15 protein-coding genes are annotated in these 15,648 nt (G+C 47.5%); 11 read left to right on the top strand and 4 right to left on the bottom strand.

The genetic code is table 11. From position 1 onward, the window contains the following. Positions 1-100 precede the first annotated feature (100 nt). The 4 genes from V4534_06115 to V4534_06130 all read left to right on the top strand — a co-directional run bounded on the left by V4534_06115 (position 101) and on the right by V4534_06130 (position 5,123). Positions 101-280, top strand: a complete 180-nt coding sequence (locus V4534_06115; GenBank protein ID MES2504438.1) for a DUF6496 domain-containing protein — start codon at positions 101-103, stop codon at positions 278-280. A gap of 97 nt (positions 281-377) precedes the next feature. Further along, positions 378-1,628: a SulP family inorganic anion transporter gene (locus tag V4534_06120; protein ID MES2504439.1), complete on the top strand. Its 1,251-nt coding sequence runs from the start codon at positions 378-380 to the stop codon at positions 1,626-1,628. Then, entirely contained in the window at positions 1,615-3,564 is a 1,950-nt protein-coding gene (locus V4534_06125; protein ID MES2504440.1) for a putative inorganic carbon transporter subunit DabA, read from the top strand. The genes V4534_06120 and V4534_06125 overlap by 14 nt, the downstream gene beginning before the upstream one ends. Further along, positions 3,561-5,123, top strand: coding sequence for a proton-conducting transporter membrane subunit (locus V4534_06130; GenBank protein ID MES2504441.1), 1,563 nt, complete (start codon positions 3,561-3,563; stop codon positions 5,121-5,123). Before V4534_06125 ends, V4534_06130 begins: the two co-directional genes overlap by 4 nt. On the opposite strand, the gene V4534_06135 is transcribed toward V4534_06130, so the two are convergent. The 4 genes from V4534_06135 to V4534_06150 are packed head-to-tail and all read right to left on the bottom strand — an operon-like array spanning position 5,120 to position 8,459. Beyond that, positions 5,120-6,784 carry a secretin N-terminal domain-containing protein gene (locus V4534_06135; GenBank protein MES2504442.1) on the bottom strand — a complete coding sequence of 555 codons (1,665 nt, stop codon included), beginning with the start codon at positions 6,782-6,784 and terminating at the stop codon, positions 5,120-5,122. The genes V4534_06130 and V4534_06135 overlap by 4 nt on opposite strands. Beyond that, positions 6,771-7,301 carry a hypothetical protein gene (locus V4534_06140; GenBank protein ID MES2504443.1) on the bottom strand — a complete coding sequence of 177 codons (531 nt, stop codon included), beginning with the start codon at positions 7,299-7,301 and terminating at the stop codon, positions 6,771-6,773. Before V4534_06140 ends, V4534_06135 begins: the two co-directional genes overlap by 14 nt. Continuing rightward, positions 7,298-7,780 (bottom strand): hypothetical protein, encoded by a 483-nt coding sequence (locus V4534_06145; GenBank protein MES2504444.1) that lies wholly within the window; start codon positions 7,778-7,780, stop codon positions 7,298-7,300. The genes V4534_06140 and V4534_06145 overlap by 4 nt, the downstream gene beginning before the upstream one ends. Continuing rightward, positions 7,767-8,459 (bottom strand): tetratricopeptide repeat protein, encoded by a 693-nt coding sequence (locus tag V4534_06150; GenBank protein MES2504445.1) that lies wholly within the window; start codon positions 8,457-8,459, stop codon positions 7,767-7,769. Before V4534_06150 ends, V4534_06145 begins: the two co-directional genes overlap by 14 nt. A gap of 56 nt (positions 8,460-8,515) precedes the next feature. Here V4534_06150 and ppk1 point away from each other — a divergent pair, with 56 nt between their 5' ends. Genes ppk1 through V4534_06185 form a run of 7 tightly spaced genes read left to right on the top strand, consistent with a single transcriptional unit; the run spans position 8,516 to position 15,585 of the window. Beyond that, the gene (ppk1, locus tag V4534_06155; protein MES2504446.1) at positions 8,516-10,513 is read left to right on the top strand and encodes a polyphosphate kinase 1; all 1,998 of its coding nucleotides are present in this window, start codon (positions 8,516-8,518) and stop codon (positions 10,511-10,513) included. Then, positions 10,513-11,328: a polyprenyl synthetase family protein gene (locus tag V4534_06160; protein ID MES2504447.1), complete on the top strand. Its 816-nt coding sequence runs from the start codon at positions 10,513-10,515 to the stop codon at positions 11,326-11,328. Before ppk1 ends, V4534_06160 begins: the two co-directional genes overlap by 1 nt. Further along, on the top strand, positions 11,313-11,912 hold the full coding sequence (locus V4534_06165; protein ID MES2504448.1) for a biosynthetic peptidoglycan transglycosylase: 600 nt from the start codon (positions 11,313-11,315) through the stop codon (positions 11,910-11,912). The genes V4534_06160 and V4534_06165 overlap by 16 nt, the downstream gene beginning before the upstream one ends. A 48-nt stretch (positions 11,913-11,960) precedes the next feature. Then, on the top strand, positions 11,961-12,677 hold the full coding sequence (atpB, locus tag V4534_06170) for a F0F1 ATP synthase subunit A (GenBank protein MES2504449.1): 717 nt from the start codon (positions 11,961-11,963) through the stop codon (positions 12,675-12,677). Between the two features lie 3 nt (positions 12,678-12,680). Next, positions 12,681-13,004 (top strand): ATP synthase F0 subunit C, encoded by a 324-nt coding sequence (locus V4534_06175; GenBank protein MES2504450.1) that lies wholly within the window; start codon positions 12,681-12,683, stop codon positions 13,002-13,004. Continuing rightward, entirely contained in the window at positions 13,004-13,876 is an 873-nt protein-coding gene (locus V4534_06180) for a 50S ribosomal protein L11 methyltransferase (GenBank protein MES2504451.1), read from the top strand. Before V4534_06175 ends, V4534_06180 begins: the two co-directional genes overlap by 1 nt. Before the next feature lie 47 nt (positions 13,877-13,923). Next, on the top strand, positions 13,924-15,585 hold the full coding sequence (locus V4534_06185; GenBank protein MES2504452.1) for a S8 family peptidase: 1,662 nt from the start codon (positions 13,924-13,926) through the stop codon (positions 15,583-15,585). Positions 15,586-15,648 lie beyond the last annotated feature (63 nt).

Here is a 15,648-nt window from a genome sequence, read left to right on the forward strand (position 1 = left end):
AACGTCGAGGTGCAAATCAGTCATTCGTCGGTGGTGGAAATTAGCCCTAAATTTTGCAATTTCTGGGCACATCTGTACTATGTAATTAGAGGAGGTAGAGATCAAAAAGTACGGAAAATCCGCTCAAGACTCAGTTGAAAGTGCTATGCATAAAATGCATCAAGGCACTTTAAAAACTGGTGGGAGCGCTAAGAAAGTCACCTCTGGAAAGCAAGCAATTGCAATCCGCCTATCTGAAGCACGGAAGAAGGGTGCAAAGGCACCCAAGCCCAAAAAATAGGCACCCCGGCGGGAATTTCCGCCGGTTTTTTTTACATCGGTCAAAGCGTGGAATACTAAAGCAGGTTGTGGGCCTAAAGAGATATGTGGAGGTATCTATGGCCGATATTCGATCCGGGCTCTTGGTTTTCTTAATCGCGCTGCCCTTGTGTTTAGGAATTGCGATCGCGAGCGGCTTTCCGCCAATCGCTGGTTTACTCACCGCTATCATTGGAGGGCTAATTCCGACTTTTCTCGGCAGCTCGCCTTTAAGCATCAAAGGTCCTGCGGCTGGTCTTATCGTTGTTATGGTCGACGCGGTCTCCGAGCTTGGATACGAGAAATGCCTAGCGGTTGGGGTCGCTGCAGCGATTTTGCAAATAATCTTTTCCGGGCTGAAAGCTTCGAAAATTGGCAAGTTGATGCCTTTGGCAGTCATCCACGGGATGCTCGCGGCCATTGGCGTTATTATCATCGCGAAACAAATTCACGTTTTGCTTGGGGTTTTACCTTCCAGCAAAAAGCCACTTCAGCTTATCGCTGAAATTCCTCACAGCATCATGAACGCTAACCCCGAAATCCTGGCACTGGGTCTTTTAACACTAGCCATTGTGATTGCCTATCCGCTGCTTCCTAAAAAGATGACCGAAAAAGTGCCCGCATCGCTTATGTCGCTGGTATTTGTCTTGCCTCTGGCGATCTATTGGCATTTAGACTTAGATCACGTCTATTGGTTCGAGGGCCAGAGCTTCGAAGTGGGGCCGAAATTCTTGGTCACTTTGCCAAATCAGATTTGGACCTCGCTTGCCTTTCCGGACTTTAGCGCGCTCTCAACTTTGGTTGCCTGGAAATACGTTATAATGCTAGCGCTAATCGGAAGTCTAGAATCCATATTGACCGTGATGGCTATCGACACCATGAACCCATCGAAACACAAATCCAATCTAGACAAAGACCTGTTTTCAGTGGGGGTTGGCAATTTAATCGCTAGCTTTATTGGCGGGCTGCCGATGATTTCCGAGGTTGTTAGGAGTAAAGCCAATATCGATTCGGGCGCTAAGAGCCGCTGGTCTAATTTTTATCATGGTCTATTTCTGTTATTGGCAGTGACGCTGCTCGTACCAATAATTCACGAGATTCCTTTGTCGGCTTTGGCTGCTTTGTTAATAATTACCGGGATTAGGCTGGCATCGCCAAAAATGTTTGTGCACATGTTCAATCAAGGCATTAATCATCTCCTGCCATTTTTAATCACGCTTTTTGTCACATTGCGCGTCGACTTGCTGGTAGGCGTTTTTGCAGGCGTAGTCTTAACTTATCTGCTAAACCTGATTCCCCATGCGAAACGAGTGCGCAGTGAATCTAGATGAACTATTAGGACCTTTGAGGAAAAAGCTTCCTGCTCAAGGCCCCATTCAAGGATTTATTCATCATAATACGCTGCACGCTTTCATGCACTTACCGTTCGAAAAGGCGGTGTTCGAGGCATCGAAATTTTATCGTGAACCAACGCATCATCCTGTCAACTCAACCTTATTTCGCCTAACGGCCAACTATCTCGACCAAGGCGTCAGTACTTGGGAATTTCCCGATCGAATTGAAGGCTTTTTGGCTTCAATGGCATCGTTGAGCCTAGAATCATGGCTGCCCATCGCAAGCTATATTAAGCGCAGACGATTTAACGCACTACTTGAGCTTCCGCCTGAGCAGGTCATCCAAAAAATTCTCGCCCAACACAATTTGCCGGACAACTATGTGGAAGAAACGCTTCTGGAGCATCCAGGCTGGTCGGGCATGGTTAATTATTTGGAGCACCACCCAGAAAGTCTGTTTAAGCCAAGGCCTATCAAACTAGTCGATTTCTTAGCATTCAAACTAGCCCTGCAATCTGAATACGGCTTTGAGCCTAAACAAAAAACCACACATCCAGCCTCCAGCATCCCGGCGAATCAAAAAGAGAGTGAGCGCCGCTATTACGACCGTATTCTCAGGATGATTAATCAAAACAAAGGCCTAACAGCACAGGTCGCTCCAGAGCTCCAGGCGGTTTTTTGCATCGACGACAGAGAATGCTCCCTTCGAAGGCATTGGGAAGCCATAGAACCGCGGCTGGAAACATTTGCGACAGCTGGCTTTTTTGGCATCGACATGTTTTTCCAGTCTCTCAATGACAGCAAGCCCAAAAAGCTCTGCCCTGCGCCGATGACGCCTCAGTACACAGTTTTTGAAAATCCGCACGACAGTCATCACCAGGATTTTGAAAAACAAAGACATAAGCGCGAAAAAGGGGCTGTTTTCTCCGAACGCCTCAGGCATTCACTGGGATATTTGCTGACCCGCAAGACTTTAATCGATGTGCCGTCAGAGCTGGATTTAAGCTGCTTTAGCACAGAGGATATGGCAGCGCGGGTATTCGCTGTGTTAAACAGCATGGGGCTAAAGCACTTTGCCTCACAAGTGCTGATTGTAGCGCACGGCTCAAGCAGTGTTAACAACCCTTACTTTTCCGCCTATAACTGCGGTGCATGTTCAGGAAATCCAGGTGCTCCTAATGCCCGAGCTTTTTGCCAGATGGCCAACAGTTATGAAGTGCGAGAGCAGGTCAAACAAAAAGGGATTGCAATCCCCGACGGAACGAACTTCATTCCAGCGTTTCACGACACCTGCAGCGATGAAGTTACATTTCTAGGCAGCGGCACCCTTAGACCATCATTCGTTCGCAGTCTGGACGAAGCACGCGCTTTAAATGCCAAAGAGCGCTGCAAACGTTTTGGGCTTACCAATCCTAATATCTCAGCGCCTGATGCCCTAAAAGAAGCTAGGCATCGCTCCGAGGCTTTGCTTGAGCCAAGGCCCGAACTAAATCATGCCAATAATGCTCTATGCATTATCGGGCGGCGTGCTTTGACCAAAGGTCTGTTTTTGAACCGGCGAGCCTTTCTGAATTCCTACGATCCACACAATGATCCAGATGGCAGTATTCTGAATTCGATCTTAAATGCCGTAGTGCCGGTGTGCGGCGGCATCAACCTCGAATATTACTTTTCGAGGGTGGAACCGCATATTTACGGTGCAGGCACCAAGCTGTCTCATAATGTCTGTGCCTTGATAGGCGTGTACAACGGCATTGACGACGATTTAAGGACTGGCCTTCCTACGCAAATGACAGACATGCATGAACCCATTCGAATGCTTATTGTCATTGAGCAAGACAGAGAGTTAGTTCAAAAAGTGATCGATAATAATCCCATGGTGTTGCAATGGGTCAAAAACGAGTGGCTCTTTATTGAGTGCGTGCAACCATGAATATCCAAAAAGAAATCGCCTTTTCTAGATTCATCACCGGCATATTTGCAGCATATTTTCTAGCAGCACTATCTTTGTTGGGGCTTTGGGTCTTATCGTCTGGCAAATCGCTCAGATTTTTTGGACTCTATCTGGATTTGAACGGCGTTGTCTTTTTGACACTCATAGCAGCCATATCGAATGTGATTGTGCATTTTTCGAAGCGATACATGCATTTAGAGCATGGCTACCGGCGATTCTTTCTTATCTTATTGCTGTTCGTGACCGGCATGACCATTATTTGCATCGCGGGCGATTTTCTTTTGCTGTTTGCGGGCTGGGAGATTGTCGGGGTCTCATCTTATTTACTGATCGCTTTTTATTGGCATCGGCCACAAGCCGTTTCAAATGCCGACAGGGCGTATTACATTTATCGATTTTGCGATTTGGGACTATTGGGAAGCGCGCTCATTGCCGCAGTTATTTGGCATGACCATCAGATCTTTCACCAACACTGGCAAACGGTGCCGCTCATTGAGCAATGGGCACTTTGCTTAGTGATTTTGCTGCCGGTTTTGGGCAAGTCAGCTCAGTTTCCTTTTAGCTACTGGCTGCCTCGGGCAATGGAAGGGCCTACGCCTTCAAGTGCGATTTTTTACGGCGCTTTGTCTGTTCATGCCGGGGTGTTTTTGCTGTTGCGCACTTATCCGATTTGGCACGGTACACCAGGGTTTATCTGGGTGGTCGGCGGCGTCGGGCTGGTAACAGCATTTATCGCCAGTTTATCCAGTCGGGTGCAATCTAATATGAAGGGGCAGATCGGCTACTCGTCTATCAGTCATGTTGGCTTTATGCTGATCGAACTTGCTTTAGGCTTTCCTAAAATAGCTTTGGTACATCTAGTTTTCAACGCCTGCCTACGAAGCTTTCAGTTGCTGATTTCCTCCTCAATTCAAGCGGATCATCTGCATACCTATCATGCATTGAATGGCAAAAGCTGGCAGGGAAGAAATCCGGTCAGCAAGACTTTATATGTCTTTGCGCTGAACGAAGGCTATCTAGAGGCCATCACGCTAAAACTTGTTAAACCGTTTCAATTTTTACTGAATTATTACGGCTCATTAAACCAAGTGGTTTTTTGCGAGCTCGTGATCGCTTTTTTATTTTGGCCTTTCCCGAGCTGGACTTATATTTTGGGCGTGTTGGCTTCTTGGCTTTTGGCTTTCGAAGGACTGGCATATGTCAAAAAGCACGAGAAAATTACTTTTGGCAGATTTCCTTTCGCAGCCTCGCTCATTCTGCTTGGGTATTTGGGCGTGTTAGGATTTCCCCTTTCGGTAACATTCATCGGAGAGGATCTTTTAACCAATCAAGCCCTGCAGCGAGGCATTTGGTTTTTAATCTTGTTTAACCTGGTGTTTGTTATCAACGGGATCGCACTGATACGCGCATACTCTAAGATGTTTTTTGGCAAAAGAGACGAAGAGCCGGTGCCCCAAGTGGATCTCACACCCTGGCAAGCAAGCATTCGGCTGGCTGGGTACGTTTTGGTTAATCTAATTCTTTGGATTATACTTTAAGGAATCGGGTTAACAGCCTCTCTTTCGGTTCTATCCAATTCTTGAAGGGCGGACTGGACAATTTTTGGCTTGATAAAGACCAGCAACTCACGCTTGTCCTTGGCATTCGTACTGTTTCTAAACAGGGCGCCGATTAAGGGCAGCCTGGCTAAAAAGGGGATGCCACCCTTCGATTTTGAATTTGAAGACTGATACAAGCCACCCAAGACCGTGGTCTGGCCGTCTTCCAGTAAGATTTGCGTTTTGGCGTTGTTGTCGAAAACCTGTACTTGGCTTGAGCCAATGCTGGAAGCATCAAACTGGGAAGAAGTCACATCGATTAAAAGCCTAATCTTGCCATCAATGGTAATTTGCGGTGTTACCACCATGGTGATGCCAGCGCTAATATTTTGAAGGCCTCCCACTGCGCCTAATTGCCCCCCAGCGCCAACGCCCACGGCCGCAGGCACCTGGAGAAATACTTTGCTGCCGCTATGAATGGTCGCGGGTTGGTTGTTCATTGTAATAATCGATGGCCGGGAAAGAATCGTGACCTTATTATCGTTCTCTGCTGCCGAAAGTTCGAAATCTAGCGCGGCGTTAGTAAAGGGAATTCCAATAGCGAGCGCTGCCAATGGATTCACAGCTCTGGTAGTATTAATATACCTGGATCCAGTTGAAGTGGTGTTATCAGTGGTTGCTCCGGTCGTCGTACCGCTGGCGCCAGTTATGCCGGTGGTATTTTGAGGGCCGGCGGATCCATTGGTTCCAGGTACGCCATCCATTCGAAAGTTGGTGGTGTCGACTTTGACTCCCCACTGCACGCCAAAGCTTTGAACAAATTTGGTAGAGGCTTCTACCACGCGGGCTTCAATAAGAACCTGCTTATCGATGTAATCGATGCTCTCAATGAAAGTTTGCATGTTCTTGATATAGTTGGGCGTGTCTCTCATCGTCAGACTGTTGGTCCGCTCATCCACCATCACCGTTCCACGTGCCGAGATGAGCGCAGTGGCCTGCTCTTTAATTTCTTTGGCTTTGGCGTATTTGAGCGGAAAGACGCGCGTCAGTAGATCGCCACCTAGCGCTTCCTGTTCTTTTTGGGTGACAATGCGCACCACTGTGTTGCGATCGTCAGCCGTTAGGCCTCTGGATTCCAGAAGCGCTTGCATGGCTCCAGCTAAGCTTATCTGCGGGAAACTGGCGGTGATAATGTCTTCCAGCTTACTTGGCATAACAACGTTCTTATTCTGTAGGGTGGCCAGCAATTTAATGGCATCGCCCAAAGGCGCTTCTTTAATCTCTACGCTGTAAAGTCCACTTTGACGGCTTTTGGTCTGGGTACCTTCTAGTCTTAAGCGAGTTAATCCACCTAGCGTCCTGAGGATAACTTCGCCTGATTTAATCGATACGACTTGCGCACTGCCAATTTTATCTTTCACGCGAACACCGCGTCCGCTAATCAAAGCCGCTGAGGTGTCCTTGCCTAAAACGATCATCGTCAGTTTCGGTTTTTTCAAATCGATGTCATCTTCTTCCTGAGCGAACGGGTTTCGTTCCCAAATATCTTCGGAGGGGGTTTGTTTAAAGCCTTCTAAGTTGAGATTGGACAATGGCTTTGGCGCTTCTATCGATGCCTCGCTAATCGCCATAAAAAGCAGCATTAAACTAATTCGCGCCATATAACCCCCCGCTTAAATCCATGCTGAGAATATCACGATCGACTGAAGATCGTTTGATGCTGAGACTATCTATCACCAAAGGCGCGGGCATATTTTCAAGATAGGATATGTATTTTTCCAATGCACCATAGCTGCCTAAAACCGTTAACGACACATCTTCCTTCATATACCCGCCCTCTTGCCGCGGCTGAGAAAATTGGTGGTTTGTCAGCTTAATGCTGTGCAAGTGGGCGGATGTGATCAAGATCTCAAAGGTATCTTCCACGGCGCGGGCCGTACCGACCCACTTCTTTTCGCCTTTTTCTGGCGCTTTCTTCACCGCTTTCGGCGGCACTGGGGGCACTTTTTTGAGCGATTCGATTTCACTCTGCAGTGTTGAAATGCGCTGGTGAGAGTCCCAAATACAAGAACGCACCACAAGTACGGAAATAACCAGCAACATGCCCACAAAAAGAATTTTTTCTCGTCCTGCCGGCTTTTGCCGCAGCTGGGTCATGATATCTGGCAATTTAATCACAAAGTGCACTCCAATTCGAAACGAACGCCATTTTCTTCTTCATGAACGTTTAGAAGTTTGGCTTTTAAACACATGCCATTTTGAGCAAGGCTGCGCTTCGCCCGGATGGCATCCGACGGAGACATCCCGATAACTTGGAACACAAGCTTCTTGCCATCTTTTATAGAACCCACAATGCTGTCTAAATATATGTCAGGCGGGAAAGTTTCGGTATATCGCTTCAGCAGTTTAGACCACTCGATGCCCATAATTTGCACGGCTTCTGGCGCCATAACGGCCGTGGCTTTAGCCATGCGTTGCTGCTCAGCTTGCAATGTTTGTTCGTAACCAGCAATTCGGCGGTTTTGAATCACAGCAATGGCGCCAAACAGCGCCGCAAGTCCCAAAGCGATGAGAACCATGAGAAAATAATTCAGTTCAAACTTGCCAGCTTTCAGGTTCATGCCTGGCCGCGCTTCAACAAAGTTAATGTGCTTCATTGAGCTTCTCCAGCCTGGCTTTTACTTGAGCAACAATCTCATCTTTGCCTTCTTTCTTTTCACGCTTTTTCTGAATGAATTCCTCGTAAAAAAACTTGGCTCTAGCTAAATCGCCGTGGCCTTCATATAAAACGGCAATATTGAATAAAGGCTCGGTATAACTTGCATCTGCGATGATCGCTCGGTTAAAGAGGCGCTCCGCTTCAAGAAGCTGATCCTGCTTTACTTTGATCATCGCCCAGTTGTTTAAGCACACAGCGCAATTCGGGTCCTTTATGGAAACCTTTTGATAGATGTCTTCGGCTTCGGGCAGTCTGCCTAATTGCCACAAAACGTAGGCAAAATCATTCAAAAGACTGATATCGTCGGGACTTTTCGCGGTCGCCTTTTGAAAAAATGCGACGCTTTCCTCGCGCTTTCCTTCAGCGAACGCTTTTCTGGCTTGAGCAGCATCATCTGCGGCTGGTTGGGCTTTGGGCAATATCGGCTTCACCGCCATCATCACAGGTTGATTAGCCGGATAAAGTGCGCGCCAACCAAAATAGCCGGCTCCGCTGCCCAATAAAATCGCGCCTATGGCAATAAGCGCACCCTTGCCTGAAATCGAGCTAAGCGTGAAATGCTTTATTTTATCGCCTTTTCCCCAAAAAAAGCCTTCGTGTTCAGCCTTTTCCCCCATGGTTATTAGAATAACCTAAATCTGAACAAAAATGTGACAACTGGGGCTATATTCAAATGATGTATCTGGATCGAGATCTCAGTCAGCTTAGTTTCCACTCCAGAGTTTTAGAGCTTGCTGAAGATATTAATATTCCAATATTAGAACGGCTCAAATTTTTATGCATTTCAAGCAGCAATTTGGACGAATTCTTTGAGATAAGGGTTGCAAGCCTAAAACAAAAAGCCCTCGCCGGCCTCGGCAATCACGAGCTTCTGGCGCAGATTAGTCGAGAAGCCCATCAACTGGTCGAAAAGCAGTACCACATTCTTAACAACGTTTTGAGGCCTTTGCTGACGCAAGAAGGCATCCAGTTAAATCGCAGATCCGAATGGACCACTCGGCACGAGCAATGGACTTCAGAGTACTTCACCCAAGAGTTACTCCCAATCTTAAGCCCTATCGGTCTTGACCCTGCGCATCCATTTCCGAAGATTCCCAATAAGAGCCTCAATTTCATCGTAGCCCTAGAGGGCAAAGATGCATTTGGCCGCGAAATCGGCATGGCCGTTGTGCCAGCCCCAAGAGCGTTGCCCAGATTAATCCGGGTGCCGGCCGCCTATACTGAAATGGAGTACGAGTTTATTTCGTTGGCAGCCATTATCAGGGCGCACGTACACATCTTGTTTCCAGACATGCAAGTTACGCAAAGTTACCAATTTCGGGTCACTCGAAACAGCAACTTGTTTGTGGACGAAGAAGAAGTCGAAGACCTGCTCACCAGCCTTGAAGGTGAGCTGCCCTCCAGACGTTATGGAGACGCGGTGCGCCTGGAAATCGAATCCGATTGCCCCGAAAGACTGGTCGAATTCTTGCGCCATCATTTCCTGCTAACACCTGAAGATGTTTACTGCGTGAACGGTCCGGTGAATTTAAGCAGGCTCTCTATCTTAGAAGAATTAGTAGACCGGCCCGCGCTTAAATACCCGACACTAACCCCAAATCATCAAACCATTTCGTTTGCGAGTCTGCAAAAGAGCGACCTGCTCATGCTCCATCCTTTTGAATCCTTTGCAGCCATTGCGGATCTGTTAAAGCAGGCCTCGCAGGATCCAGACGTGTTGGTCATTAAGCAAACCCTTTATCGAACCGGGGCCGACTCGGTCATTGTTGATTACCTATTAGACGCTGCTCGTCTGGGTAAAGAAGTGATGGTGGTCATTGAGCTTAGAGCGAGATTCGATGAAGAGGCCAATATTTCGCTGGCAGCTCGTCTGCAACAAGCCGGCGTTCACGTGGTCTATGGCGTTGTAGGTTACAAAACACATGCAAAAATGCTGCTGATCGTCCGCAGAGAGGCCACGGGCCTTACTCGTTACGTACATTTGGGAACGGGCAACTATCACTCAAAGACGACACGCCAGTATACCGATTACAGCTTTTTAACCTGCGATGCGGCATTCGGAGACGATGTCCATCAAATCTTCATGGAACTTACCGGTCTCTCTAAAGTGGGTGAGCTGCAAAAATGCCTGGATGCACCGTTTCTCCTGCGCAAAGCATTTAAAGATAAAATCGAACGGGAGATTGCTCATAAAAATGCCGGCCGCCCAGCGCACATCAAAGCCAAAATGAACGGTTTGGCTGACCTGGAAATGATGGAGCTGCTCGAAAAAGCAGCTCAGGCCGGGGTTCAGGTAGATCTCATTGTCCGGGGCATGTGTTCGTTAAAACCAGCCGCTAACCTTAAGATCCGCTCCGTGCTAGGCCGATTTTTGGAGCACGCCCGCGTGTATTACTTCGAAAACAACGGGGATCCGGAAGTATATTTATCCAGCGCTGATCTGATGACCCGCAACTTATCTCAAAGAATTGAGGTGGCATTCCCCATTGAGAATGCAGAGCTGCAAAAGCGCGTCATTCACGAATCAATCGACCTTTATTGGCTAGATAATTCAGCAAGCTTTGATCTGCAAGAAGACGGCAGCTATAGGCGCTCAGCGGTCATAGGTGAAAAAATCTCGGCTCAAGAAAAACTCTTGTTGGAGTTGGCATCAGAGCGTAAAGAATCCTAATGGACGATTTTTTAAGCCACATTGAAGTAAGGCTTCAATCTGCTTTTGGGTCAAATACTTTACTCAGCCAAACCGGCGGGCATCTTTGCCTAGCCTCCGGCGCGAAAAGAGTGCGACCATTATTAACCGCGTATTTTGGTTCGGCGCTCAATATCCCTGCGCAAGACATCATACCCTTCGCTATTTCCAGCGAATTGATTCACTCGGCAAGCCTACTTCATGACGATGTCGTCGACGCGGGTGAAATGCGTCGGGGCAGACCCACAGTGAACGCGCAGTGGAGCAACTCAGTGGCCGTATTATCAGGCAACCATTTGTTGTCATTGGCGCTTAGAGAGCTCAAGCCGTACTCACCCGCCATCACACAGGAAGCCATTAGCGTAGTGGACGAAATGACACGCGCCGCCATCTTAGAGCTGCAAATGCGTAACAGCAAAGTGCATACCATTGACGATTGGCGTTTGATGGCCACCGGTAAGACTGGATCGCTGTTTGCCTTTTGCGGAACTTCTGTGGCGCTTTATGCTGGCGACAACTTTGCGGCGCAGGCCTTTAAGCAAGCTGGACATCACATCGGAACCGTGTTTCAACTTGTGGATGATTTAAGCGATCTTCAAGAAGATCTGAAAAATTTAGAAGGCTCTTACCCTAGGTTATTGTCACTCAACGGTCACACAGAGCCAGTAGACGCCTGCAAGGCAGAACTGCGCGTTCAAGCAGCGCTGGCTTTTGAATCATTAGGCAAATGGAGAGATACGGAGGGCGGCCAGCAAATTAAGATCTGGCTTGACCAATTATCATGTTTCGCTTCCTAATTTTAACACTGTTTTTGGCCTGGTTTATACCTTGGGTATTCGTGTTGCAGCTTGGCTTTGTCATCTACCGACCTTATGAACCAGATGGCCAAGAGCGCTATTGGAGAATTGCCGGCCCTCTTTTTAGCGACTGGGTCTCTACCAATGAAATTCCCGGCAGTTGTAAAAGAGCTTTGGTGGCATCTGAAGACATGAGCTTTTATGAGCATCATGGAATCGATCCTGAAAACATTCAAAAGGCCATGAAAAAAAACGAGAAGCGTGGCAAAATTCGCTTCGGCGCCAGCACGATTACTCAGCAAGTGGTGAAAAACCTATTTTTGTCGCGCAACAAAAGTTATTTGCGCAAATCAAGAGAAGTGATTGGAGCCCTGCTGCTCAATCTTACTATGACAAAAAAACAACAGCTGACTTGGTATTTCAACATCGTGGAGTTTGGGCCGCGCATCTATGGACTCAAAGCGGCCGCAAAAGCTTATTTTGGCAAAACGCCTCAAAGGCTAAATGCCAGCGAGTGCGCAATACTCATCGCTGGACTACCATCTCCGGTTAAAAACTTTCGAGCGTTCCGTCAACGCCAGTAACTAAAACCCATTGACGTTATGGCAGAGTTGATCCATTGATTTCAGTCTATGGATCATCATCAGTCTTGGTATGACTTGCTACCGGGGTATCCAGGCCATGGCGTACATCATATTGTTGCGGCCTTACTGGTTTTCGCCACGTTGTGTTTGATGGCGATTGTGAGCAATAGACGGCTAAAAAATCTTGAAGCTTGCCTCGTGCCGTCTCCCAAGCTTTCTATTTTAAATTTTTTCGAGATACTCATCGAAGGCTTGATGGGCCTGATGAAGGACATTATTGGCCACGATTACAAACGCCATGTTCCTTTGATTAGTACGCTGGCCCTGTTTATTTTATTTTCCAACTTACTTGGCCTCATTCCTGGATTTGTGCCGCCAACAGACAACTTAAATACGACACTCGCTTGCGGATTAATCGTGTTTATTTATTTCAATATTCAAGGCATCAGGGTTCAAGGCATTGGCCATATCACCCATCTGGCCAATCCAATTGGCGAATGGTGGGGTTGGTTCCTAGCGCCGCTTTTGTTTCCCATTGAATTGATCAGTATGAGCGTCAGACCCTTCTCGCTGGGCATTCGTTTGGCTGGCAATATGATCGGCGATCACAAGGTTTTATTTGCTTTTGCAGCGATTATGCCCTTTTTGCTGCCTTTGCCATTTTTCGCTTTGGGCCTGTTGGTTGGGCTTATCCAAACAGCGGTCTTTTGCATATTGAGTTGCGTTTACATTTCACTTCACACACAAGAAACAGGGAGTCACTAAGCTATGAAAAAGTTCATCGGCCTATTCGTCAGTTTTGCAGCCACCACCGTATTTGCCAATGAAGCCGCCCCAGTGGTCGTAGCCTCAACCGGCGTTAGCAACTTTGCCTGGTTCGCCATCGCCATCGGCATCATGATGGGCTTAGCCATTTTGGGTGGCGCACTTGGTCAAGGCCGTGCAGCAGCAGCAGCACTCGAGGGCATTGCTAGAAATCCTGGTGCATCAGGTAAAATTTTCGTGCCTATGATTTTGGGCATGGCATTGATCGAATCATTGGTGCTCTTTGGGCTATTGATTGCCTTCATGTTGTTTGGCAAGATTGCTTAATGACCGAAAGTTGGCGACAAGCCGTCCTCACGATTCCTGACTATGATTCCGACCGAGTCCAGCATCTTTTATTGGATCTCGGTGCACTGGGACTGCAAATCCAAGACGACGAATCGTTAGAAATACCCGAAAGGCCTTTTACGCCGCAACACATTGCTGTGGTAACGGGCACTTTTGACAAAAGCCCAGAGCTAGAAGCCCAAATCTCCGAAGCTTTTCCTGAATACGAAATTCATTTTCAGGATTTGATCGACGGCGATTGGGAAAACGAATTTATCCGAACCTGGCGAGCTTTTACAGTCGGGGAAAATATCTGGGTGGTTCCTTCCTGGGACGCGGACTTTATCGCTCCCAAGGGAGCACTCGTACTGAAAATGGATCCTGGCATGGCGTTTGGGACTGGGCATCATGAAACAACCACCCTATGCGCGCATGCTGTACGCGAAGCTGTTGAGACAGGCCGAAAGCAAGTTTTAGATGTCGGCACCGGAACTGGCATTTTGGCCATGATTGCCGCCAAATCTGGCGCAATAAAAATCGTCGGAACAGACAACGATCCGCTGGCGCTTCGCGTTGCAGAAGAAAATCTGGGTAAAAATGACCTTGCATTCGAACTTACGTTAAAAACCCCGGATCAATTCGGCCCTCAGTTCGACTTAGTGGTAGCCAACATCTTGGCAAATCCGTTGATTGAGTTAGCGCCTCAAATGGTGCAGGCGATGACCAGCGGTGGTCTATTGCTTTTAAGCGGCATCTTAAACTCACAGGCTTTAGGCGTACAACAAGCTTATGAGAATTTAGGCCTAACGCATTTGGCAACCAAACATCTGGGAGATTGGGTGCTTATCAGTCTATCAAACAGCAATATTTGATATTCAATCTAATAATATATTAAAATATAGTTTAAAGAGGTGTTTCAATGACCTATTTAAACATATTTGTAACCGCTATTTTCCTAGCTCTGATATCCGTAAACCCGACATTGGCAGCCGCGCCAGCAGTTGCAGGTAGCTTTATCATCAAAAGGAAAATGACATTTTTTTCGATGGCAAAATGCAAGCCCCAATCCCAGGTACATTGCACAACTCAACCCAATAATGACGCAAGCAGTGCGGCAACCGCAGCTGCCATTCATTCCAAAGCTCATACCAGCACGGTAAAACGTTATAATCGCTTACTACCGGGTTTAGAGCTCATCAAGGTAAATCCCGGTGCATCTACCGCATCTGCTGTGGCGGTATATCAGACGGAACCCAGCATTCAATTTATCGAAGCAAATTGGATTATTCATGGAACGTCACTCGAGCCCGATGATCCTTTTTTTAAATCTCAATGGTCGTTAAGAAACAACGGGCAATTTGGGGGAACCCTGGGCGTAGACCTGGGCGCACTTTCTGCATGGGATATCACTTTAGGTAGTCCAGCAGCCGTTGTGGGTGTTATTGATACGGGCGCGGACTATAATCATCCAGATCTCAAGAAAAACATCTGGGTAAACGCCCAAGAAATTCCAGGCAACAATCTAGACGACGACAAAAACGGATATATTGACGATGTTCACGGCGTTAATGTCATCACGCATACAGGTGATCCCATGGATGACAATGAACACGGAACTCATGTGGCCGGCATTATCGGCGCAGAGGCAAACAATGGCTTTGGCATTTCGGGTATTTCTCCAAATGTCACCATTATCCCTTGCAAATTCTTGGATGCGTCTGGATCAGGAGATACAGCCAGCGCGCTTGCTTGTTTAGAATATTTCGCCATTCTTGCCACGAGAACCAAGGATCCAATTAGTTTCGTAGCAACCAACAATTCATGGTCGGGTGGCGATACCATGCTCGCACTCCAAGAAGCTGTTGAAGCCCATAGAGATTTAGGTATCTTATTTATTGCCGCAGCCAGCAATGATTCACTGAACAATGACACGACGGTATCTGTGCCGGCAAACATTCCGGCGAGCAATGTCGTGACAGTAGCTGCAAGCGATCCGAAAGACGGCATCGCCACTTTTTCCAACTATGGCAAGCGCTCAGTGCACGTTGCCGCTCCCGGTGTCGCTATCTTTAGCACCGTGTTAGGAGACGATTATGGCTTTTTAGACGGGACATCCATGGCCGCACCATACGTCACTGGCCTCGCTGCGCTTCTCAAAGCGTCAGATCCAACGCTGGACTGGATATCGATCAAAAATTTAATTATATCGAGCGGACAACCTACCGTTGCCGCAAAGGAAAAAACGATTTCTGGTCGGAGAATCAAAGCCAGAGATATCAATGGGTTAGGCGCGCTGTCATGCAACAATCAAATTGTTACAGCCAGACTCGCGCCGAAATCAGACTCTTTGCGCATGAGAGTGGGGGAATCTTTGTCTTTGTCCACTCTAAAAATTAATTGCGCAAAATCAGCTCAAGTAGGCTTGCCACCAAGCACCGGACTACTCAACGATCTGGGCACCGGAGCCGACGCAGTTGCTTACGACGGCGTATTTAACGGCGTTTTTAAGCCTACTGTGCCTGCAACATATAATCTAATCTTTCCAGGAAACGATATTGTTGCTGTCACGGTTACCGAATAAATGCCCAAAAAAGGTGAGGCGTTCGATAGACTTAAAAAGACCCGCTGGATTATCCTTTATTTA

Source organism: Myxococcota bacterium (genome assembly GCA_040387835.1).
In the GTDB taxonomy this organism is placed as follows: Bacteria; Myxococcota; UBA727; order UBA727; family JABDBI01; genus JAZKCZ01.

Bases quoted from the DNA above. Each gene is read 5' to 3' on its own strand.
- atpB (MES2504449.1), top strand. From the start codon at position 11,961: ATGGATCATCATCAGTCTTGGTATGACTTGCTACCGGGGTATCCAGGC.
- ppk1 (MES2504446.1), top strand. From the start codon at position 8,516: ATGATGTATCTGGATCGAGATCTCAGTCAGCTTAGTTTCCACTCCAGA.
- V4534_06185 (MES2504452.1), top strand. From the start codon at position 13,924: ATGACCTATTTAAACATATTTGTAACCGCTATTTTCCTAGCTCTGATA.
- V4534_06150 (MES2504445.1), bottom strand. From the start codon at position 8,459: ATGGGGGAAAAGGCTGAACACGAAGGCTTTTTTTGGGGAAAAGGCGAT.
- V4534_06120 (MES2504439.1), top strand. From the start codon at position 378: ATGGCCGATATTCGATCCGGGCTCTTGGTTTTCTTAATCGCGCTGCCC.
- V4534_06135 (MES2504442.1), bottom strand. From the start codon at position 6,784: ATGGCGCGAATTAGTTTAATGCTGCTTTTTATGGCGATTAGCGAGGCA.
- V4534_06145 (MES2504444.1), bottom strand. From the start codon at position 7,780: ATGAAGCACATTAACTTTGTTGAAGCGCGGCCAGGCATGAACCTGAAA.
- V4534_06130 (MES2504441.1), top strand. From the start codon at position 3,561: ATGAATATCCAAAAAGAAATCGCCTTTTCTAGATTCATCACCGGCATA.
- V4534_06180 (MES2504451.1), top strand. From the start codon at position 13,004: ATGACCGAAAGTTGGCGACAAGCCGTCCTCACGATTCCTGACTATGAT.
- V4534_06175 (MES2504450.1), top strand. From the start codon at position 12,681: ATGAAAAAGTTCATCGGCCTATTCGTCAGTTTTGCAGCCACCACCGTA.
- V4534_06165 (MES2504448.1), top strand. From the start codon at position 11,313: ATGTTTCGCTTCCTAATTTTAACACTGTTTTTGGCCTGGTTTATACCT.
- V4534_06160 (MES2504447.1), top strand. From the start codon at position 10,513: ATGGACGATTTTTTAAGCCACATTGAAGTAAGGCTTCAATCTGCTTTT.